This window comes from Mesorhizobium ventifaucium (genome assembly GCF_935822925.1).
GTDB lineage: Bacteria > Pseudomonadota > Alphaproteobacteria > Rhizobiales > Rhizobiaceae > Mesorhizobium > Mesorhizobium ventifaucium.
Map to the genome: position 1 here is coordinate 163,632 of NZ_CAKXZS010000034.1, position 22,598 is coordinate 186,229.

A 22,598-nucleotide genomic window follows, 5' to 3' on the forward strand; every position below is an offset into this window, starting at 1 on the left:
GATTGGAGACATGACTGCCAACGAGTTCCAACGCCACGCAATAGCCGCCCATCTGGCGCAGACGCTTGCTGGACCAGCACGGGCAATCTCGGGATTTCAGGAACTGCTGCTAGAACAGGTGCAGAACCACAGTCTGGTGCACATCACTCCAGATCTTGAGAGGGTCGGCGCCGCTGCCCGGCAATTGAACAGCCTCATCGACAGCTTGATCCATGGCAAAGCCGACTATCCGGACCATGCAGGGCGCGAGATCGAGGCGAAACTGCGCCACGATTTGCGAACACCACTCAACGCGATTATCGGCTACTCCGAAATGATCCTTGAAGAAGCCGAAGAATTGCACGAACACGCATTGGACGAAGATGTCAGGGTGATGCTCGCGGCTGCGGCCGAGCTGTTGGCGCATGTCGATGCAATTGCCGGCCTATCGCGCGCCAGCGACAACGAAGGGCTGTGGACGACGGATCAGGCAGAGATCGATGCAGCAGGGCTCGAAAGGGCGCTGGGCAAGACGGAGCGCGATGCATTCTCAGGACGCAACGGTAGAATACTTGTCGTCGACGACATCGGCAGTAACCGCGATCTTCTCTCGCGCCGCTTGCTGCACGACGGTCATCAGGTAGTCACTGCCGAGTCAGGCCTGTCCGCGCTGACTCGCCTTGCGGAATATGAATTCGACCTTGTTCTGTTGGACATACTGATGCCGGACATGAACGGCATCGAGGTGCTCTCGCGATTGAAAGCTGAGCGCCGGTGGCGGCACATCCCGGTCATTATGATATCGGGGCTGAACGAAGTCGACGCCGTGGTCCGCTGCATCGAGGCGGGAGCCGACGACTACTTGCTTAAACCGTTCAATCCGGTCCTGCTGCGCGCCCGGATCAACTCCAGTCTGGAGAAGAAGCGTTGGCGCGACCGCGAGCACCAGTATCTTCAGCGGATCGAGGCGGAAAAGCGGCGGGCCGACTCGCTTCTACATGCCGTCCTGCCCGGTCAAATCGTTGCGCGGCTGCAAGGGGGCGAGGAGATCATTGCGGACCGGTTCGAGGAAGTGACCATCCTTTTTGCCGATATTGTCGGATTCTCGCCTATCGCAGCGAAATTGCCGGCATCCGACCTTATCAAGCGCCTCGACCGGATGTTCAGCATGTTCGACGCGCTGGCGGAGAAGCATTCCGTGGAGAAGATCAAGACAATCGGAGACGCGTATATGGCCGCTTGTGGTCTTCCGGAGCCGGCGGCCGATCACGCCGACAGGACCGTGGCGCTGGGAAAATCCATGCTGGACTCGTTGAGGCTCTTGGCGTCGGGCAGCGATAGTTTTCGCGTCCGAATCGGCGTACACACCGGACCGGTGATCGCCGGTCTGATCGGCCGACATCGGTTCGTCTATGATGTTTGGGGCGAAACCGTGAACATCGCAAGCCGGCTCGAGTCCCAGGGCGTAGCCGACCGCATGCAAATCTCGGAGGCAACCAGACGCGCTCTGCACGCCTCTTGGGAGCTAGAACCGCGCTGCACTGTGGAACTGAGAGGCGTCGGCACGATGGAAACCTATCTCGTTCGACACTGATGTCTGATTCCCTAAGGATATTCCGCAAAGCGACGCGTAAGCGAGTAGCTTACGGCACCGGCATTGAGAGGCTATTACTACCATAGCAATCGCGAATCGAAGAGCAGATTAACCAGCGTCCGTGTCATCATCAGCATGACTGGGTTAGGCTCGGCGGATTTGGCTACGACCACCCGTCCCATCCATATCGAATTTAGTTATGGGTTGCTGGCGAGACTGGAGGCCTATGTCGAGACGGGTATTCTATGCTTCCGCCGCATCTCCAAGCGGAAGTTCATCCATCTGTGATGGTCGAGAATAACGCCAGAGCTATCGCGACACAGTTCATCTCTGGGGTGCTGACCTACCGTGGCACCATACGTCCGGAACGTGTCCGAGACGCGACCTCCATAGCGATGGCCGCGTAAGTCCGATTATGGCGCAATCAAGTCATACCGATGGCCACGCCATCCGGCAACATTCCACCGCTACCCGACATCCGGCATTTTTCGAGTCAGCGACCAATCTCGGGCGACAACCTCGATGGTCTCGTCTCGAAAACACAACAAGAAATGCCGTGAATTCGGACTGTCTGGCGACAGAGCCTCCCAATCGTCGATTGCCCGGCTGTCGTCGGTCACCTCGTAGAACGCTCCCCATTTCGGAGCCTGATTGCTGTAACGGCCTTCACCTGCAAACCACGCGCGATCGTCTGAGGCGTCCCATTGCCAACGACTACCAAAGAAGCGAAGTGTTGCTATCACTCCCTCTGCGGCGTCATGGGTCAATGAGTTCAAACGAAAGGAAAGCTGAACTGCATCGCCGTCGACGGTTAGCTCTACATCAGGAGCACTAAGCTCGGCGTTTCAGTTAGGGTTCAGGTGACGGAACTTGGTCATGCAGCGATATTGCGTGTCGAAAGGGCAACTTTCCATCCCATCTCGGCTATTGGCGGCAGCCGGGCCGATCGAGTTTGCCCCTAGACCGGCTTCGCCGGCCTGCGCATCGCCGAATAGGTGAGCAGCGCTGAGGCGAGATAGAGCAGCAGGAAGACGACATTGAGCGAGAGCACCAGATCGGGCGTGCCCAGGATATGGGTCAGCACATATGTCAGCAGCACCGCCTTCATCCCGGCAAGCAGCGCCAGGTTGATCGCCCGCACCAGCGTCTGGCCGCGCGCGAACAGAAGCTCGGCCTGGTATTCGACGAGATTGCGCAGGCCCGGCACGCAGATCGCCAGCGCCACCAGAGGGGCGGCCTCCGCAACATTCCTGCCGAGCGCGTTGGGGAAGAAATGCAGCACGATGCCGAGTGCCGCCAGCGCCAGTGTCGAGACCGCGAACACGCCGCCTTCGATGCCGCTCTTGACCGAAAGGCGCGACAAGAGTTCCGGCGTCCGCATCATGCGCTGCACCAGCATCATCGAGAAGGTGCGGATCGGGATCGCCGTCAGGTCGACCAGCCGCATGATGATGGCATAGATGCCGGCGAGGTGCGGGCCGCCGATCGCCAGCACCAGCAGCTTGTCGAACTCCATCTGCAGGTAGAACAGCACCTCTGCGCCGGCCACGTAGATGGAATCAGCGAGCCGCCTGAGATAGAGCGCCAGCCGCAGCCGCAGCCTCTGGCGCGGATAGAAAAATCCGAAGGCGATGAGCAGCGAGGCGGCGTTGGCGCCGATGTAATACCAGGACCAGACCGCTACGGTCGGCTGCGCCGCGAACATGAACAGCACGGCGCCGAGCGCCCGCAGGGCCGTCGCCAGAATCGTCAGCAGGGCGGCGCGGCCGAATTTGCCCAGACCGTTGTTGACGATCAGCGCCACCTCGACCGGCCGCCACAACAACGCCTCGGCAAACACGATCGCCGCAAACACCGACAGCGGCACGGTGCCGGCAAAGAAGACCAGGTAGACGCCGTAGGAGGCGGCAGCCAGCAACGGCAGCGATATCGCGGCAAGCAGCAGGAAGCCGGCCGTGAAGGTGCCGATCAGATTGGGGCGGATAGTGGCCGTTCGGTAAAGCGCCGAGATGAAGCCGAAGGCCAGGATGCGCGACACCATCACGCCGGCCGCCGAAGCGGTGGCGAACATGCCGAATTCGGCGATCGACAGCGTGTTGGCCAGCGCGATGAAATAGGCGAGCGAAAACACCAGCCGCCCGCCCGCGCCACTGATCGCCGAAAGGTAGTCGCGAACCACCCCACGTCGGCCGGCCACGAAAGCGCCGATCCGGGCTAGAGATCTCCTTTTTTGCGGGATGTTGCCTGTCCCAGTCATGTGCCGTAGACATAGGCTGGAAAGTTTAACGCGCGGTTCTGGGACCCTTTCGGTGCTTTCAGGAAGTGCACAACCCAAGAGGGAAACCTGGCCTTCAAGGGCAGCAAAATTAACCTTTTGTTTCCTATGCTTGTTTAGCGTGGTTTAACGAATGGCTGACCGCGCGTCCAGGCCGCAAAGGGCAAGCTCCACGACAATGGTCGACAGGCAAAACCGTGAAGATTGGAAGCGCGAGCGGTCCTTGCTGGCGCTCGGCCAGGCATTGCGCGGCGAAGAAGAACCATCGCTGGTTGCGATCGGCGACCGGGCATCATGGCGCGAGGATGCCGCAACGCGCCATCGTGTCGCGCGCTTACGCCGTGAGCGGCGAGCCCATCCGGAATTTTCGGCAATCCCGGAGTCCACTGCGACCCCGGAACGCCGGGTCAATCCGGAATTTTCGGCAAACTTTTCGGCAAACCATGAAACTCGGTTTCAAGCCGAGGATGCACCGGCGGCTGCCCGGATTGAGGCCGACGACGCCGCTGAAGCGGACGATGCGCAGGCCAGGCAGCGGGAGGAGCCTGGTGCAGCCGGTGTTTCCGAGGACCGGCGTTCCGATGCCGAGCCTCGACACGCCGCGTTCGGTCCCCGAGACGCCGCGTTCGAGCCTCGAGACACCGCGTTCGAGCCTCGATACGATCCTCGGTCCGCCGGCGAAGAACCTCGATATGCCGCGTTCGATTCTCGATACGCCGGTGACGAGCAGCGGTTCTCCCGCGAGGAGTACGACAGATGGAAGCCGTTGATCGATCCGATGCAGGTCGTCCGCGGCATTGCCCGCTCGAAGCTGCTGATCGTCGCCATGACGATACTCGGCGCCACGCTTGGCGTCGCCATCGCGCTGTCGACGCCGAAGAAATACGAAGCCACCGCAGAGCTGATCGTCGACCCGCGCGACCTCAAGCTCACCGACCGCGACCTCACCCAATCGGTGGTTGCGTCCGACGCCACGCTGGCCATTGTCGAAAACCAGGTTCGCGTGCTCACCTCCGGCACCGTTCTCAACAAGGTCGTGGACAAGCTCAATCTGGTGAATGATCCGGAGTTTAACGGGCAAGGTTCCGATGGCCTGGGGATGATGACGCTCATCCGGTCGATGCTGTCGCGCAATGACGGGCCGGCTGCCGGTGAGGGCCGCCGCCGTGCGCTGGCCGTCGCCAATCTGGCGGAGAGCCTTTCGGTCGAGCGCGGCGGCAAGACCTTCGTCATCTCCGTCAGCGCCACCACGCAAAATGGCGAGAAGTCGGCGCTCATCGCCAATACGATGACGGACGTTTTTCTGCAGACCTTCGGCCAGATCCAGTCCGATACCGCTGGCCGCGCCACCAACGAGCTGACCGGCAGACTCGACGAGCTGCGCAAGAGCGTGGAAGTGGCCGAGCGCAAGGTCGAGGATTTCAGGGCCGCGCACGACCTCGTCGACGCGCAAGGCCATCTGATCAGCGACGACGAGATGCTCAAGCTCAACCAGCAGCTGGCCATCGCCCGCGCGCGCACGCTGGAACTCAACGCCCGCGCGGCGTCGGCGCGCTCGATCGACGTGAATTCGGTTCTGAGCGGCACCTTGCCGGAGGAGATCAACTCCAACACCATGAGCGAATTGCGCTCGCAATATGCGACGCTCAAGCAGGAGGCCGACCGCGCCGCGATCCGGCTCGGTCCGCGCCATCCCGAGCTCCAGGCGCTCAATGCCCAGCTTGCCGGATCGCGCGAGCGTATCGCCGGGGAACTGCGCCGCATCGCCTCGTCGCTGCAGGTCGACTTGAGGCGCGCCGTGCAGCTCGAACAGGATCTGGCCTCCCGGCTGGCGCAGTTGAAGGTCCGCAGCGGCGACGTCAACAGCGACCTCGTCACGCTGCGCGAACTGGAGCGCGAGGCTGCCGCCAAACGCTCCGTCTATGAACAATACCTTCTGCGCGCCAGGGAGACCGGCGAGCAGAAGGATATCAATACTGCCAACATCAACGTGATCTCCAAGGCCTTCGCCCCGCTCGAGCCGAACGGACCGTCGCGCGCCATGACGGTGCTTGCCGGCCTGCTGGCGGGGCTTGCTTCCGGTGTCGGCCTCGGCGCCATGCGCGGCGCTTATGCGAGCCTGCGCGACACCGCCGATTCGCGGCCGCGCCGCAGGGCAGAAGGGCGCCGGACACCCATTGAAGACAGCGCATACCAGCCGCCCGTTCCGCCCCATGCCGGGCCTCATCCGCAGCAGCAGTATCCGCGAGCCTCGTCGGACGAGGCAAGCCAGGCTGCGAAAGCCGCTGAACAGCAAGCCTCCATCGAGGAAATCCGAGCCAGCTTGCGCGAATTCCGCGAAGCGGTTCGCGAACTCAGCGAAAGCCGATCGCGACGCTATTTCTGAGCGCCGAATAGAATAAAAGCCATCGGTTTCGAGTTAGCGGCATAAGACGGCGCTTTGACGGGATTGCCCGGCCGGGTTTTCGTGAAAATGCCGCCCGAAGCAGACGATGTCGAGGGTGGTTGATGGCCGAGTTGATTGACGGAAAAAGCGTCGCCGAGGGCGTGGTGCGGCGCGTAAAGGCCCTGACGATCGAATTGATGGAAAAGGGCGCGCAGAAGCCCGGTCTCGCCGTGGTCATCGTCGGCGAGGATCCGGCGAGCCAGGTTTACGTCGCCTCCAAATCCCGCACCGCCAAGGAATGCGGATTTCATTCGGTCCAGCACACGCTGCCGGCCGAGATGTCCGAACAGGAACTGCTTGCTATCATCGGCGAACTCAACGCCGATCCCGGCATCAACGGCATCCTGGTGCAGCTTCCACTGCCTGGCCATATCGATGCGGGCAAGGTCATCCAGGCAATAGCGCCGCAAAAGGATGTCGACGGCTTCCACTTCATCAATGTCGGCAAGCTGGGCACCGGCGAACTGGAGACGGCGTTCGTGCCTTGCACGCCGGCCGGCTCGATGCTGCTCATCGAGCGTGTGCGCGGCAAGGATCTTTCCGGGCTCAATGCGGTGGTCGTCGGCCGCTCCAATATCGTCGGCAAACCGATGGCCAATCTTCTGCTTGCCGCCAACTGCACGGTCACCGTCGCGCACAGCCGCACGAAGGACCTGGCTGCACTGGCGCGCACCGCCGACATTCTCGTTGCCGCTGTCGGCAGACCTGAAATGGTCAGGGGTGACTGGGTCAAACCGGGCGCCACCGTCATCGACGTCGGCATCAACCGCATCGCGGCGCCAGAAAAGGGCGAAGGCAAGACCCGTCTCGTCGGTGACGTCGCCTATGCGGAAGCGGCGAAGACGGCTGGCGCCATCACGCCGGTGCCCGGCGGCGTCGGACCGATGACCATTGCCATGCTGATGGCCAACACGCTAGCTTCCGCCTATCTCGCGGCCGGATTGAAACGGCCGTCTTTCTGAACCTGGAAAGCCTGAAGCTTTGCCGAACCTCACTGTTCCCTCAGAGCGGCCGGTCACCAACGATCCCGTTCACGGCGGCCGGCAGTTCGGGTTCCTGCTGGTCGACAAGTTTTCGATGTTTTCGCTGGCCGCCGCAATCGACACGTTCCGGTCGGCCAATCGGCTGCTCGGCCACGACTTCTATGGCTGGACGACGGTGTCGGCCGACGGCGATTCCGTCATGGCCTCCAACGGCCTGCCGCTCAAGATCGACTACGCTGTCGCCGATCTGCCGCCGGTCGATATTCTTTTCGTCTCGGTCGGTCTGACGACCGAGTTTCCCGGCAAGAGCAAGGTGCTGGCGGCGCTGCGCAGTTGGGGCCGGCGCGGCAACGCGCTCGGCGCACTGTCGGTCGGCTCCTACCTGCTCGCCGAGGCAGGCCAGCTCGAAGGCTATCGCTGCACCATCCACTGGGAAAACCGCGCCGGCTTCGTCGAGCGGTTTCCCGACATCAACTGCACTGGCAACGTTTTCGAGATCGATCGCAAGCGCTACACCTGCGCCGGCGGCACCACCTCCATCGACCTGATGCTGGAGATCGTGCGCGGCGATTTCGGCTCGAGCCTCGCCAACGGCGTCGCCAACCAGTTCCAGCACGAGCGCATCCGCTCCGCCGGAGACCGCCAGCGCGTCGGTCCTGAGCGCGACCTGACCGGCAAATCGGAGAAGCTGCGGCGCATCGTCGAGCTGATGGCCGATCATCTCGACGAGCCGCTGTCGGCGGTGCAGCTCGCCAAGTCGGCAGGCCTGTCGGTGCGCCAGGTCGAGCGGCTGTTCCTGCGTCACCTCAGTGTGACGCCCGGCCGCTATTACATGCGGCTCAGGCTCGAGCGGGCGCGCGAATTGCTGCGCCAAACCAACATGCCGATCCTCGACGTTGCGATCGCCACCGGCTTCACCTCGCACTCCTATTTTGCCCAGAGCTATCGGCTGCAGTTTGGCCGGCCGCCTTCCGAAGAGCGGCGCACGACATATTGAGCGGTTTGGCGCAGTCAGCGCCGCCACGTGCCCCGACGCCCCGGCTTGTATCCTGACGCGGCGTCAAATAGCTTCGCCCCGGACGGGCATGGGCTGGCTGGCAGAGACTGACTTGGGGGGAGATTTGCATGGCGGGACTTGCACGGAGCATCGCAGCGGCGATTTTACTGTTGTGGATGACGACGCTCGGGCTTGCCGCCGACCGTGTCGTCATCATTCTCGACGCCTCCGGTTCGATGTGGGCGCAGATCGACGGCAAGCCCAAGCTCGAAATCGCCCGCGAATCGCTGCGAACGGTGCTGCAATCGGTCCCCGCCGACAAGGAAATCGGCTTCATGGCCTATGGCCATCGCGAGAAGGGCAGTTGCGAGGACATCGAGCTCATCGTGCCGCCGCAGGCCGGCTCGGCAGCTACTGTTTCCACTGCCGCCGACAGCCTGAAATTCATCGGCAAGACGCCGCTGACATCAGCCGTCAGGCAGGCGGCCGAGGCGCTGAAATACACCGAGGACAAGGCCACCGTCATCCTGATCACCGACGGGCTCGAGACCTGCAAAGGCGACCCCTGCGCGCTCGGCAAGGAACTGAGGGCTGCCGGCGTCGACTTCACCGTAAACGTCGTCGGCTTCGGCCTGACCGCGGACGAGGGCAAGCAGGTTGCTTGCCTCGCCGACAACACCGGCGGCAAATACATCCAGGCCACCGACGAGAAGGCGCTGCAGGACGCGCTGGTCGAAACCATCGCCGCCGCACCTGCACCGGCGCCCGAACCAGCGCCAGCGCCGCAGCCGGCCGCCGCGCCGGAAAAACCGGAATTCAACTTCATGCCCGTCGTGGTGCTCGCCGAGGGCGGCGATCCCGTCACCGACGGCAATTCCTGGGAGATCCATAAGGCAAAGTCCGACGGCACGCGCGGCGACTACGTCACCACCGAATACGGCGCCTACAAAGGCAATCTGGAGCCGGGCGACTACATGATTGTCGCACGCTATGGCGAGGCCGGGACCGAACAGAAGATCACGGTCGAGGCGGGCCAGGTCTACAAACCCCTCCTCACGCTGAATGCCGGCACGCTCATCATTCATCCGCGGCCAAGCGAGGGAGCGGATGTCGCCGATGGTGCGGCTGTCGTGATCGCCTATCCGGGCGTTGATACGCCCGCGACCTATTATGGCGACACCAAGGTCGTATTGCCGGCCGGCGATCAGAAAGTGACGGTCAGGATCGGGCAGGGCGAGGTCACCGAAACCATCCCGCTCACTGCCGGCAAGGTCGTCGACAAGGATATCGTCGTCGGCGTCGGCCATGTCGTTGCCAACGCCTACTACATTGCCGGCGGCGACAAGGCCGACGGTTCGGGCATCGGCTTCAAGGTGTTCAAGGCAAAAAAGAAGATCGACGGAACGAGGCAAGAGGTGGCTTATGCCTATGGCCCTGACAGCAAGTTCGATCTGCCGCCCGACGACTATGTGCTGACGGCGACGGTCGACCTTGCCGTCGTCGAGCAGCCGTTCAGCGTCAAGGCCGGTGAGCATCAGGATCTGAAGATTGCCATCAATGCCGGCGTGCTGGCGATCACCGCGCCAGGAGCTTCGAAGATCGAGATTTTCGATGCGAAGAAGGACATCGACGGCAACCGCAAATCGCTCGGCTACGCCTATGACGAGAAATACCAGGCGGCGCTGCCGGCCGGCGACTATGCGGTCGTCTCGGAGATGTTGGACAACAGCTCGAAGGAAAGCACCGTGACCGTCACAGCCGGCGAGCGAGCCGAGCTGACGGTGCAGTAGGGACGCAATTCGACGCCAGTGTCGATTGCTCGCGATGGGAACCCGCCCGGCCTTGAAGGCGCAAGGTATCGAAGCGATCGACTGATTGTTAGATAAGCATACGCCCCACAATCGCTGAGCTTGGCCTTGGATTGCGGCCGGCGCTGTGGTCGTACAGATCGGACTGGCATTCGCATTTCTACCTCGCAGGCAGCGTCGACGCGAACTCGTCGGCTGAACGTCCGAAATGGTGGAATGTTGCCATTCGTCCCGTCGATCGGAACGAGCAGGTAGCGCCAGGAACGGCCATCCCCGATATGTCTGTCGAATGACCGGAGTGGGCCGGAAGCGGAAGGTCCGCTTTCGGGATGATGGGGCTACAAAGCCGACCTTTTCATCCAGGGTAGTGCCGACCGCTTTGCGCCAGAAGCTGGCCTCCGTGATTTCATCTCCAAATATCGCGTTTCAGATCGGATACCTGAAGAACGCCGTTGGCGCGTCGAGCAGCTTGTCCGGATATTGATGCGCGTCGTCGAACCAGACGAGCATCAGGTCCGGGCCCGAACCGACATTGGCCGCGACCGCGGCCTTCGGGCGGATGTCCTCCCAGCTCTCCTTGTCGACGCGGACCTGCACGCCGGTGGCGTCGGTAAAGCGCTTGGTGTTTTCCAGCCACTGGTCCTCGTCGCCCTGCACGAAGGGCGACCAGCGCAGCAATCTCAGCGCAGCGCCGGCCTCGGGCGTGAATGTCGCGTCCTGGGCGAAGGCGGGGGAGCCGAGGAACCGGCTACCCACCACGCCCGCCGCAGCGGCAGCAGTAGTGCGGATCACATCGCGTCTAGTGAACTTCATGGTCATTTCCTCCTTGGGTTTCTCGTTCGTTCGTGCAGTCCGTCCGGTTCAGCCTGTGAGGCGCTGTCCGGTTTCTTTGTTGAATAGATGGATCAGGCCGGGCGGCCAGCCGCACCGTCTCGCCCGGCTCAAAGGAATGACGCTCGCGGAAATTCGCGACGATGTCCTGCCCGCCCGGCGTGCGGCCGATAGTCTGGAGTTCCGATCCGGTCGGCTCGACGACGACGATCTCGACCGGAAAGCCCAGGTCCGACAGCCTCAGATGCTCCCGCCGGATGCTGAGCACCACGTGCGTGCCCCTGGCAGCGCCGGCCGCGCCGTTCAGCGGCAGGGAAACGCCGCCCGCGCCTTGGAAGGACGGCGCGCCATCACCGCCGATTTCGCCGCGCAGCAGGTTCATGGCGGGCGAGCCGATGAAACTGGCGACGAAGAGGTTGTGAGGCCGGTCGTAGAGTTCGAGCGGCCGGCCGATCTGCTCGACGAGGCCGTCATGCATGACGACGATCTTGTCGGCCATGGTCATCGCCTCGATTTGGTCGTGGGTGACATAGATGGTGGTTGTCTTGAGGCGCTGGTGCAGCTCCTTGATCTCGGCGCGCATCTGCACGCGCAACTTTGCGTCCAGATTGCTGAGCGGCTCGTCGAACAGGAAGACCTGCGGGTCGCGCACGATGGCGCGCCCCATGGCGACACGCTGGCGCTGGCCGCCGGAAAGCTGGCGCGGATAGCGCGACAAGAGCGGCACTAGGCCCAGAATCTCGGCGGCGCGCTGGACGCGCGCTTCGCTCTCGGCTTTCGGCGCGTTCTTCAGCATCAACGAAAGCCCATGTTTTCGCCGACGGTCATATGCGGATAGAGCGCGTAGTTCTGGAACACCATCGCCATGTCACGCTCTTTTGGCGCGACATGGTTGACGATGCGCTCGCCGATCCCGATCTCGCCGCGGGAAATGCCCTCAAGGCCGGCTATCATCCTGAGCAGTGTCGATTTTCCGCAGCCGGACGGGCCGACTAGCGTAACGAATTCGCCATCGACGATGTCGATGCTTACACCGTGCAGGATCTCGACTGAACCAAACGATTTGTAGACGTCACGAATTTCGACAGACGCCATCGATTTCTCCGTCGCCGCCCTTTGTGCCACAATGCCAGCCTCAGCGATCTGGAAAACCGGTCGTAACGCTACGCGACCGGGTTGTGCATGGCCAGGAAGGCAGCCGCTTCCTCGAAGAACTGGTCGAAGGCGGGCGTGCCTTCAATCAGCACGTGGTTATTTCCCTGCAGTTCGACAAACATCGCCCCCGGAATGAGCTTGGCCATCAGGCGGCCCTCCTCGATCGGCGCGATGCGATCGCCTACGCAGTGCAGCACGAGCGTTGGGACTTGGACCCTCTTTGCCAACTCGGTCGCGTCAACTTCAGCGTTCATTTTCCAGAGTCGCATCGCGGCCTCGGGGCTCGTGGCAATGCGCTGCAGTTCGTCAAAGCTCGCCACAATCTCCTGTGGGGCGTCGGGGATGAACGTCGAAGTAAAAAAGTGCCTGAACACGGGATTCGGCGACCCCCAGCCGTCGCGGATCATCATCGCCCCGGCTTCATAAAGCTTCCTTTGATCGAGATCCGGTCGCTTTAGCCGACCTCGGAGAAAACCGCCCAACAAGATGAGGCATGTCACTTGCTCCGGATGCTCCACGGCATAACGCACAGAAAAGGCGCAGCCTTGCGAGATGCCGAGGAGCGCGAACCGATCCAGCCGTGCAGCGGTCGCGACTGCGGACATATCGCCGGCCATTGCATCTTCCGATACCGTCTCAACCTCCCAGTCCGAGAGCCCGTTTCCGCGTTGGTCGAACCTCACGAGATGGCAGAGCTTCGCGAACTCCGAGAGAATCGGTCGCCAAATGGGACTGTGCCATTCATACTCAAGATGGTTCAGCCAGTTCGGACCCTTCAGCACCGGCGCTCCCTGGCCAATGCTGGCCCAAGCGATCTGCACGCCATCCGACGCCGTCGCGAACTGCACCCGCTGATGCAGCGCCGCTTCGACAGGTCTCGTCGTCAGCCGCGCCGCGTCGGGCGTCCACTGCCAGACACGGATGGGTCGGGAGATGTTCTTTACTCGCTGATTGCCCATGTCACGGAAGGGCACTTTGATCCGATCCGCGACTGCCTGATGCACAATGTCCGAGACGCACACGCTGCCCGGCTTGGCGAGCCCCTCAAGCCGCGAGGCCACGTTTACACCGTCGCCGAAGACGTCTCCGTCCTCGAAGATGACGTCACCGAGATTGATCCCGACGCGGTATAGGATTTGGCTGTTCTCAGGCTCACCGGTATTCCGCTCTGCCATCGACCGCTGAATTTCCACAGCGCTCTCAACCGCCTCAACGACGCTCGCGAAGTCGGCGAGCAGGCCGTCGCCCGTGGTCTTGACGATATTGCCCCGATGCGCCGCGATGCTGGGCCTGACGACCTCACCAATGTGTACCTTCAGGCGCGCAAGCGTGCCGGCTTCGTCCACCTCCATCATCCGGCTGTAGCCAGAGACATCCGCGGCAAGGATCGCCGCAAGCTTCCGCTCGATAAGGTCGGCTGACATCAAGTCCTCCCAGAGCGAAAGGGCGGCTTCGGTCAAACTGTCACAGACGCCCCGCGAGCCACTGCAGCGGGGCATTCAGAGCCCGCCTCGGGACGATTGCTCGCGCCGCAAATCTGAGTGCGTGAGCACCATATGACCGACTCGGTGGAAAATCGTGCCGTCCAGACGCTTGGCCTCCTCCTCGCAGAGATCACACGCCACGCGCCTAACCCCGCGTGCCGGGTCTCAGTGGCCTCGCGAGCCATGGTATCCGATACATCTACCAAAAGCACGATCCGCGTGCAAACCACGTCTCGGTGCACACTCGTCGGCGCTCGAACTCGAGCTTAAAGCGCCACGGCCGATGTCCGTTCATGGCGCGACCGCGACCTCCCAGCTGGCCACCCTCGATGTCTGCTTCTGGGCGGAGGCAAAGGTTTGCCTCAACGGCGGACATCAGGCGCATTGCTGACCGGGATTCTATGGGCCGACAGTGGACTGGCAGCTTCAGGCTGCGGATCTTCAAGAGCGGGCATTCAGGTCGGCGTGGGCATCGTCGTGAGTTGACCCGATGCGGACCTTCTGCAGCGGCTTTTCCTTGCTCGATAGCAGACGTTCGACGGAACGGGTCGCTGTCCACCGCAACCCATCGGTTCGCAGCCACCTATGATGGAGCCCAATCTAGAAATCTTGTTCGCCTCCGCTGCCCAGCAGTGGCATCCCACTACTAGGGCAGAAGGAGCGTTCCGAGCATAAGAGACGCATCTTGCACGCGCGCTGGATGACGGCGGGCGGTGCGCCGCACTTATCCTTGCAGGCCAGGTGGCGACCGCGACATTGCCCCGCATGCGGCCTCAACGCCAGAAGCGCCTCGTGTTGACAAAGGCATGGTGCGCTTTCGCGGCGTCCTCAAGAAGCTTGGATTTGTCTTCGGCGCTGTAGAGATCCTTCGCCCCAGCCACCTCCGAAAGCTCCAGAGCTGCCAGCATATCGGGGGCGGTGGCGATATCGTTGAGGCTTCCGAGCCTATCCTGCAGGTCCTTCAGGGCCTCGATGAACCGTCGATGGCGTTTGGCTTCCGTCTTGTTGTTGTAAAGCGGCTCGAAGAACTCCGCCGCATAGCGCAGTTTCTTTGCGGCGATGCGCACTTTATGACGGCTCTCGTCATCGGCATCGATGAGGTTGTCGCCGTCCTTCGCCACCTTTTTCCGAAATTTATCAAATACCATCGAGGCGAAATCCGTTGACGACTGCACGTGCAACGTTTCGTCCGATTGGGTTCGCCAGCCCTCGATGGAGATCCACTCGGTGGCATCGATCATCAAGGAGCGGGCGCGCGTTGAGGAGAGCGATGCTTCGACCGCCGCATAGGCCTCGTCGCGTGCTTCACGAAGGCAGCTTGAAAGAGCCTCGCTCGAAGCACGGTCGATCATCACGTCGATATTGCGCGCATCGCCAAGTGCCGAGGTAAGCCATTTGAATTCTTCTCGCAGGTGGTCGAAACGGCTGTCATCGAACAAGCACTTGGAGATCGAGAATAGGGAGCGCAACCGTCGCAGCGACACCCGAGCCTGGTGCAGGGCCTCGGCATCGCCGGACCAGCCCAGCGCCGCCTCATTGAGACGAAACTGTCTGAGACAAGCCGCGGCGATGCACGCGAAAGCCGTTGCTGCGCTCATGTCGGACGTGAGCGGGGTCGGAGCCGCTTTCGCAGCACCGGGCGCCGGGCCAAGCAGACGATAGCCCCGTTCCGCTTTGCTCATCACCCCGAGATGCGCCGGCGTGATCAGGTCGACTTTCCGGGCGAGCGCGAACAGCGCTCTCGGTGGGCCCGCCTTCTTTTCCAACTCGATCTCACAGAGCGGCGACTCGCGATCGGCTGCAACGACCTTGCCGATATCCAAAGCGACCTCGACCGTGGCGTCGTCATCAATCACATTCCAGGAATGCCGTTTGACATGAACCTCGAACAAGGGCGCGAGCTTTGAGCCAGCCCCTGCAAGCAGGTCTCGGATCTGCGGATCGTCGATTACCGGCGTATTGCCGGCGACCGGTCGCTCCCATTCCGCGCGTGTGAACGATCCTGCTGCGGCGCCATCGCCGGCTTTGACGGTTTGTATCCGTTCATTTCCCGATTGCCGAATGCGAAGCGACAGGCCGCGCTTGGACAGATCCCATCCGGGGGTGTCGAAATAGATGGATCTCTGCTGAAGAATGGTGGGCGAGGATCCGAACGGATTTTTCTTCAGGAGCGACCCCGCACCCGACCGCGAAAGCTCGAGCTTCAGTTCCGTTTCCTGCATGAATGGCCTCGCGCAGCGTCGCTTCACGGTAATCGGAGGGACCCCACCGCATGATGGGTCATAAAACTGTCACAAACAACCGCTCGCCTCGACCAACTGCGGCCGCCGGCGAACGACAATGCGCGAGCCGGAACCACACTTCTCAGTCCTCGTTCATCCGATGATGCAGGAGAAGGACACAGAGATGGCTACCAAAGAAAAGAAAGAAAAGAAGAAGGCGAGCCGCGTGGTGCAGGGGCAAGAGCTGGAGGTAGAGCACCTGACTGAAATTACCGACGTCTCGCCGAAACAGGCGCGCGCTTTGTTGCGTAAACATGGTGCCGACTGGACCAAGCTCAAAGACGAAGCCGAAGATTTGAAGGAAGCCTGAAACTCTCGGCGCGGCTTCTTCTCTCTGTCTCTCCGCCCCATTGCGGAGCGGCACTGCTCGGCCGGTTAACGCCCCTCTGGCGAAGGCCGGTTTGCACTGGCGATGCTCATATGTAGCGTGAATTTAGTTTCAGCTCATAAAGGTGCTCTGCTAGACTTGGTCTAGCGCGAGCCACGACAGGAGTGTTTCCCAATGGATGCAACCGAATTGCAGGCGATCGGCGACACTCTGATGCGGATCGTAACGCCGGACATGACGCCCAAGCATTTGATCAAGGCGACACGGAGAGAGCACCCGGACGCGTCGAAAAAGGACATCGCTCGGGCAGCATTCTTTTCGATTATCGCTAACTCCGATCAGGACCACGGCAAGGCGAAGAAGCTGCAGGCGTTTGCCATCGCGGAACGAACGCAAAACGCGGCCGAGTGAGCCTGTCACATCGACTTAACACTTCTCAGCAGCCGAAAGGGAAGTTCCACAGCCGCGCCGACATAATCAATGCACTGACCAGCTGCCGCGGCGCGGTCCCGTCGTCTATTGGCAGAAAGTCGAGCCGTTGCGGCGTGGCTCGAGATCGAAGTGGAAGTGTAGCGCGTGTTCGGTATCGCCACCCTGTCCGAGCACGGTCTTTGTCCGTACGCGGCCTTGCGCACGGCGTCGAGGAATTTCGCGTCCGCTTCCGGCACGTCGGCCCTGACATCGATGTGGCGACCGTCGGCGAGGCCGAAACCGGCGACGTCGAGCGCGTTTCCGTAAGCGTGCTCCAACGAGCAGGCCATTTGGCGGGACGCCCACAGTGTCGCGGGCTAAGAATTGCCCCGCATCCTATCGGGGATTTCGAGGAGCCGGGGCTTGCCGCCGCATTGGCAAACTTTGCGATAAAGCATCGGAACCGCGTGTGACCGCGAACACTCCCCGCGCCAGCATGTCGGCCAAGCGCCGGCAAGCCATCTTCAGCGAGCAATGCACCGCTCACAACATCGCGCCGTGCTGCCTGTGCGGCGAGCCTATCCACCGCCACGAAGACCGCTGGATTATCAAACACAAGCGCGCCCTCGCCTTGCTGGCTTGGATGAGAACGCGGCCAGTCTGCACAGCGGGCGTGCGCCCTGCATGAGATCAAATTGGGCGGAACCCTATCCGCTTCCTTGCGTTCCCCAAAACCGAAAGGAGAACGTTTCATGGCTAAAAGCAAACGCAAGCTTCCCAAGAAGATCGGCGGGTTCAAGGTCCCTAAATCGGTGCGGAAATCGACCCTTTTGCGCAACATGCTAGCGAGCCCGGTTGGCCGAGACCTGCTGGCCAATGCGATTACAGCAGGCGCCGGTGCCGCTGCGGCTGTTTTGGTGCGCGAGCGGGGGGAAATCGCCGACGCCACAAAATCGGCAGCTAAGACCGGGGCCAAGAAATCGGCGCGCGCTGCGGGCTTGGCCACGGATATGGTACAGAGCGCTGCCTCCGCGATGATGGCGGTCGTTTCGGAAGCCGCACACAAAGTTCTGCCGGAACAGAAATCGCGTGGAGACAAGGACCGGGACAGTCGCGCGCGCCGAGCCACGCACTAGAGGCAAGGCGCGTTCCGGACGCTCGCTCCGGCTTGCCGAAATTCGTGGAGCGGCGACTTCTTCAGCCCTATTCGGACACGATTTTACACCGCGTAGAAGGCGCCGCCGCTGTGAGGGCATTGGGGGTGCTGATCCGGAAACATCCCCGAACTGCGCTTGATATGCTTGGCTCTGGCCTTGCCCAGGCCGGCCTAGTCGGCATCCGTGAAATCAAGAATAAGATCAAGGGTGAACATCCCCAAGCTGCACGTGCCGGGATGCCGAAGCTTACCAAACGCCAGTTGCGACGACTCGCTCGCACTGTGGCCGACAAGGGCGGATCATGAAGAGCCACTATTGCATTGCTGGCCAGGCCTACCACTCAATTCGGCTGTGTCCTCTCCGAAATTGCGAATGCCTGAAGCTTCTTCGACTTGGCAGGGTCTAGGTGGTCAGCGTTGGCAATGAGAGGATAGAATGCCGCTCTGGCGATGTCCTTCTTTGAAGCCTTCGGGTGCGCCTTCCTCACAGTTTTCATCAACTGCTTAGGGGTCATTTCCGGCGTCACCACTTTGCTCAGCCACGATCGCTCTGATGGCGCGGTATTTGGGCCGATTCCGGTCAGGCAGCTTTCAAGAACCGCCCTGCTAGAGCGGTTCAGGTTTTGATAGAACCGCCGAACCGCTTTAAGTATTTGTTTTTACGCAATTCCGGACGGAAAACCGCTAGGCACTTTTCCTGGAATTGCTCTAAAGCAGACGTTTAGGTCGGCTGGCGTGATGTCCGAGTCTGACCCGATGCGGGCCTTCGGCAGCGGCTTTTCCACGCTCGATAGCAGACGTTCGAAGGAACGGGTGATCCTGCCCCGGCAAACACCGATGATGTCAGTTTAAGTCCGGAAGACAATGTCATGAGGAAGCGAGGCGACATTTCGCGCTCCGCGACAGCCGGAAGTGATCGACAACCTTTCCAACGTTTTCCTTCGCGATTGACCCATCCTGGTCAAACACCCCAAACCGGTGCGGCTGCATCACCGTTCCTCCGGCGGCTTGAGGTGCCGAAACTGCATCAGCAGCAGCAGATCGTAAGCGATCTTCAGTGCACCGCAGATGAGGAGGGGCCAAGCCCGGAACGAGGCAGCGAACAGAGCGCCCGCCAGCGCGGGACTGGCTGCGGCGGCCAGGCTGCGCGGGACCGATGTGAAGCTCGCGGCGGCTGCCCGCTCCACCTCGGTGACAACCGCCATCACGTAGGAAGAGCGCGTGGGCACATCCATCTGCGAAAGTGCGGCGCGAATCAGCAGCAAAGCGAGCGCCAGAGGGAGCGTCGGCGCAAGCGCCGCCAGCATCAGAGCCAGGCTGGACGGAATATGTGTGAACACCATCGTGTTGATGAGTCCGATGTGCCGAGACAGCCAAGCTGCAACGGGGAATGAGAACGCCGAAAGTACGCCCGACCAGAAGAAGAAAAAGCCGGCTTCCGAGAGCGACAGGTCGAATTTTTCGAAAAGCCATAGGGCAAGCAGCGACTGGACGACAAAGCCGCCGGCGAAAGCATCAAGGCTAAAAAGTGCCGCAAGCTTGAAAACAATATTGCGCGAGGGCCCGAGCGCGGACGCGGTGCCGGAGTCCGACGCTGGACGGCGCTGTGGGATCTGCGCGTAGATGAGGCCGCCGAGCAGGCCCAGAAACGCATAGAGCACGAACATCGCCTTGATGCCGCTGAGTCGATCGAGGCCGGCTGTAGCCAGAAGATCAGGTGTTGCCGAAGCGAGCGCGCCAACGGCGCCTGCGAGCGCACCCACAAGGCTGTAACGCGCGAACATCTTAGTCCGCGCGGCGTCAGTGACCTCACGTGTGAGCACGGCATGCTCCAAGGGCACGAAGACGCTGACGCTGCCGGCCGACGGGTTGATTGTGCCTGCGAACGCGATCACCAAAAGCAACGCGTAGTCGTGGACCACAGCAAAGGCCGCACCCGTGGCGACCATCAGACTTGCGGCGGCAAGCAGGAGTTGGCGGTGATCGTACCGGGCGCCAAGGAGTCCGAAACCGATGGTCAATAGCGCGGAACCGAGAAGCGACGCGGTCGCGATGACGCCGACCTGCAGAGGTGCAAAGCCTAATGCGAGGAGATAGACCGGCAACAGAACGGCCACGAAGCCGTCACCCATGTCGCGCAAGGCTCGAGCCGCAAAAAGGAAAGTCGCCGGGTGGATCCGCTGCACTGATCTAGCCTGCCCTCATCACCTGCGTCGGCACCACGGGCTTGGGGCAGCGTCGCTCGACAGGGCTGGAGATCATGACGGAGTCGCGTTAGACATTCCAGCGAGGCGAAGGCCATGAAGTTCGGGAAGTGGGTCAGAATTCCCCATGATCTTGCTTTGGTAATGTCCAGGAAGGGGCGCATTGCCGCCCGCCAGCCTTTTTGGCCGATAGCGGACTGGCTTCTTTCGGCGGGGTGATCGGAAAAGCGGACGTTCAGCTCCACCCGCAAGATGGGTCTCAGTATGACCCGAAGCAGACCTGAACAGGGCTAGGCTGCGAAGCGATACCCTTCTATCATGATGCGACCGGTGCCCTACGTCCGGAGCCCAAATATGGAGCGCAGGCTTGCGGCGATTCTCGCCGCCGACGTCGTTGGCTTCAGCCGCCTCATGGAGGCTGACGAGGCGGATACTCTGGCACGCCTCAAGAGCACCCGCGAGAATCTTATCGATCCGAAAATTACCGCTCATAGAGGGCGCATCGTAAAGCTCATGGGTGATGGCGCGCTGATAGAATTCTCCAGCGTGGTCGACGCGGTTGGTTGCGCCGTCGAAATCCAGCGGACGATGGCGGAGTGCAACGCCGAACTGCCGAAGGAAAAACAGCTCGAATTCCGCGTTGGCGTAAACCTTGGCGATGTGATTGTCGAAGGGCAGGATATCTATGGCGACGGCGTGAATGTCGCGGCGAGACTGGAAGGATTGGCCGAACCCGGGGGCGTGCTAATTTCAGGAACGGCATTCGATCAAGTCGAGAGAAAGCTGGATTTTGAGTTCGAATTTGTGGGTGAACAAACGCTCAAGAACATCGAAAAACCTGTTCGTCTGTATCGGGTAGGCCCGCAGGCACGCGCCGCGGCCGAAATAGTTCCAGCAAAACGCAAACGTCATATCGAATGGCGCCGGCTGACAGTCGCGGCGACGGCGCTGATCCTGATCGCCGGAGGTGTAGCGCTTTGGAAGGTGGTCGGGGACGGTTCAGGACCGCCGGTCGAGGTGGCCTCCAGGGAAAGAATGGCGCTCCCGCTACCTGACAAGCCATCGGTCGCTGTATTGCCATTCACCAACATCTCGAGCGACGCCGGCCAGGAGCACTTCGCCGACGGCATGACCGATGACTTGATCACCGACCTTTCCAAGGTTTCCGGCCTCTTCGTGATCGCGCGAAACTCGACATTCGTTTACCGCGGCAAGCCGGTAAAAATCAGCCAGGTCGCCGAAGAACTTGGCGTGCGTTACGTTCTCGAGGGGAGCGTACGGCGAGCCGGCGAGCAGGTGCGAGTCAACGCCCAGCTCATCGATGCCCTCACCGGCGGGCATGTGTGGGCGGACAGGTTCGATGGAAACGTCGCCGATATTTTTGCGGTCCAGGACGTTTTTGTCGCAAGGATCGTCGAAGCGTTGAAGGTCAATCTCACCACCACCACAAAAACGGAAATTGCCCGCGCCAAGCCGGACAACATTGCAGCCAAGGAAGCTTTCGATGGGGGTTGGAGCCTTTATCTCCGTTACAACGCGAAGGATACAGCTGCCGCCATCACTTCTTTGAAAAAAGCAACGGAACTTGATCCCGAATATGGGCGCGCTTATGCCGCCCTGGCGCTGGCCTACTTCCGCGTCGTTGAGTCACTCTGGGGTAAAGAACTCGGTAGGGACGAACCATACTTCTGGTGGGGAGCCTATGATTACGTAGAGCTGGCCAAGAAATATCCAACGTCACTGTCTTATACGGTCGAGGCATTGCGGGACGTTTATCAAGGCCTGGCCGAAGATGCACGCAGGAATGCCGGTCGAGCGATTGCCTTGGATCCCAACGACCCCGAGGCGCACATCGCAACGGCTTGGGCGCTGACGATCTCAGGCGAACCCGCCGAGGCGCTGAATTTCGTCGCGACCGCCATGCGGCTCAACCCGAACTATCCAAGCCACTACGTTCTCGCTCGTGGATTGGCGCTTTTTGCAATGGGCGATCTGAAACAGGCGGCTGAGGTGTTCGGAAAAGGTGTAAGGCGAAACCCAGACGCAACTGCGCTCTTTCTACCTCTCAGTTCCGTGCTGGCGCAGCTCGGTCGCCGCGAAGAAGCGAGACAAATGCTGCTGAAGTTCCGACCGGGTGTAGGCCAGAAAGGACTCGAAAACCTTGCCGACACCTTACACCTTTCGTTCAAATGGGATTATGAACACGCAAGCGTCCCGGAGCGCCTGAATGACGGTATCCGTATCGCTGCGCTGCCGCTGAACGTCACCGTTACAAGCCTGGAAGCAGAGCTTGGCGCCGGCGATCCCTTTTCCCAGCTATATGCAGCAAAACGACTGGGCTGGTTTGGACCAGCGGCAGCACACGCCGTTCCGGCTCTGGTTGAAGCGCTCAAGGTTGAGTATCTCCGCCGGGAGGCCATCGAGGCGCTGGGAAAGATCGGACCTCCGGCACAAGCTGCGATACCTGCGCTTGTCGCACTCCAGAATGAAGCTCTGGTTGGCATTTACGCAAAGGACGCGCTGTCCAAAATCAGAGGCAATTGATGGACCCTGGATGCGCGCCAGGGATTTCCGCTTGTGGCCCAATTTGGACCTGCTGCAATGTCCGCTCCGGAGCCGCTGTTGGGGGCAAGGAGACATCAAACGCGTCCAGTCCGCCATCCCA

At 61.3% G+C, this 22,598-nt stretch carries 14 protein-coding genes and 3 pseudogenes; 10 read left to right on the forward strand and 7 right to left on the reverse strand.

Translation table 11 applies throughout. The annotated features are described in order from the left end of the window. The first annotated feature begins 10 nt into the window (after positions 1-10). A complete protein-coding gene (locus NMG70_RS26340) occupies positions 11-1,573 on the forward strand; it encodes an adenylate/guanylate cyclase domain-containing protein (RefSeq protein ID WP_254027217.1) in 1,563 nt (520 codons plus the stop codon). A gap of 958 nt (positions 1,574-2,531) precedes the next feature. On the opposite strand, the gene NMG70_RS26345 is transcribed toward NMG70_RS26340, so the two are convergent. Continuing rightward, on the reverse strand, positions 2,532-3,830 hold the full coding sequence (locus tag NMG70_RS26345; RefSeq protein ID WP_254027218.1) for a lipopolysaccharide biosynthesis protein: 1,299 nt from the start codon (positions 3,828-3,830) through the stop codon (positions 2,532-2,534). 196 nt (positions 3,831-4,026) lie between these two features. Here NMG70_RS26345 and NMG70_RS26350 point away from each other — a divergent pair, with 196 nt between their 5' ends. The 4 genes from NMG70_RS26350 to NMG70_RS26365 all read left to right on the forward strand — a co-directional run bounded on the left by NMG70_RS26350 (position 4,027) and on the right by NMG70_RS26365 (position 10,064). Beyond that, positions 4,027-6,234, forward strand: coding sequence for a GumC family protein (locus tag NMG70_RS26350; protein ID WP_254027356.1), 2,208 nt, complete (start codon positions 4,027-4,029; stop codon positions 6,232-6,234). Positions 6,235-6,356: 122 nt separating this feature from the next. Beyond that, entirely contained in the window at positions 6,357-7,256 is a 900-nt protein-coding gene (folD, locus tag NMG70_RS26355; RefSeq protein ID WP_254027219.1) for a bifunctional methylenetetrahydrofolate dehydrogenase/methenyltetrahydrofolate cyclohydrolase FolD, read from the forward strand. Between the two features lie 19 nt (positions 7,257-7,275). Beyond that, positions 7,276-8,274 carry a GlxA family transcriptional regulator gene (locus tag NMG70_RS26360; protein WP_254016586.1) on the forward strand — a complete coding sequence of 333 codons (999 nt, stop codon included), beginning with the start codon at positions 7,276-7,278 and terminating at the stop codon, positions 8,272-8,274. A gap of 128 nt (positions 8,275-8,402) precedes the next feature. Next, entirely contained in the window at positions 8,403-10,064 is a 1,662-nt protein-coding gene (locus tag NMG70_RS26365; protein WP_254027220.1) for a vWA domain-containing protein, read from the forward strand. A gap of 477 nt (positions 10,065-10,541) precedes the next feature. Here the strand turns inward: NMG70_RS26365 and NMG70_RS26370 are convergent. The 4 genes and pseudogenes from NMG70_RS26370 to NMG70_RS26385 form a co-directional block, all read right to left on the reverse strand. Continuing rightward, positions 10,542-10,895: pseudogene (locus tag NMG70_RS26370) on the reverse strand (extracellular solute-binding protein); the annotation flags it as partial. A gap of 48 nt (positions 10,896-10,943) precedes the next feature. Continuing rightward, positions 10,944-12,008 (reverse strand): annotated as a pseudogene (locus NMG70_RS26375) (ABC transporter ATP-binding protein). Positions 12,009-12,076: 68 nt separating this feature from the next. Beyond that, positions 12,077-13,492, reverse strand: a complete 1,416-nt coding sequence (locus NMG70_RS26380; protein WP_254027221.1) for an alpha/beta fold hydrolase — start codon at positions 13,490-13,492, stop codon at positions 12,077-12,079. A gap of 833 nt (positions 13,493-14,325) precedes the next feature. Further along, positions 14,326-15,774 carry a CYTH and CHAD domain-containing protein gene (locus NMG70_RS26385; RefSeq protein WP_254027222.1) on the reverse strand — a complete coding sequence of 483 codons (1,449 nt, stop codon included), beginning with the start codon at positions 15,772-15,774 and terminating at the stop codon, positions 14,326-14,328. Between the two features lie 118 nt (positions 15,775-15,892). On the opposite strand from NMG70_RS26385, the gene NMG70_RS26390 reads away from it, so the two are divergent. Together NMG70_RS26390 and NMG70_RS26395 are read left to right on the forward strand one after the other, a co-directional pair. Then, entirely contained in the window at positions 15,893-16,144 is a 252-nt protein-coding gene (locus tag NMG70_RS26390) for a hypothetical protein (protein WP_254027223.1), read from the forward strand. Positions 16,145-16,336: 192 nt separating this feature from the next. Next, positions 16,337-16,573, forward strand: coding sequence for a hypothetical protein (locus NMG70_RS26395; protein ID WP_254027224.1), 237 nt, complete (start codon positions 16,337-16,339; stop codon positions 16,571-16,573). A gap of 105 nt (positions 16,574-16,678) precedes the next feature. Here NMG70_RS26395 and NMG70_RS26400 read toward each other — a convergent pair. Further along, a pseudogene (locus NMG70_RS26400) lies at positions 16,679-16,908 on the reverse strand (extensin family protein); the annotation flags it as partial. 360 nt (positions 16,909-17,268) lie between these two features. Between NMG70_RS26400 and NMG70_RS26405 the strand changes: the two are divergent. Beyond that, positions 17,269-17,709 carry a hypothetical protein gene (locus NMG70_RS26405; protein ID WP_254021559.1) on the forward strand — a complete coding sequence of 147 codons (441 nt, stop codon included), beginning with the start codon at positions 17,269-17,271 and terminating at the stop codon, positions 17,707-17,709. 32 nt (positions 17,710-17,741) lie between these two features. Continuing rightward, positions 17,742-18,035, forward strand: a complete 294-nt coding sequence (locus NMG70_RS26410) for a hypothetical protein (RefSeq protein ID WP_254027226.1) — start codon at positions 17,742-17,744, stop codon at positions 18,033-18,035. 683 nt (positions 18,036-18,718) lie between these two features. Here NMG70_RS26410 and NMG70_RS26420 read toward each other — a convergent pair. After that, positions 18,719-19,861, reverse strand: a complete 1,143-nt coding sequence (locus tag NMG70_RS26420; protein ID WP_367185595.1) for an MFS transporter — start codon at positions 19,859-19,861, stop codon at positions 18,719-18,721. A 426-nt stretch (positions 19,862-20,287) separates the two neighbouring features. On the opposite strand from NMG70_RS26420, the gene NMG70_RS26425 reads away from it, so the two are divergent. Further along, on the forward strand, positions 20,288-22,477 hold the full coding sequence (locus NMG70_RS26425; RefSeq protein ID WP_254027228.1) for an adenylate/guanylate cyclase domain-containing protein: 2,190 nt from the start codon (positions 20,288-20,290) through the stop codon (positions 22,475-22,477). The last annotated feature ends 121 nt before the right edge of the window (positions 22,478-22,598 follow it).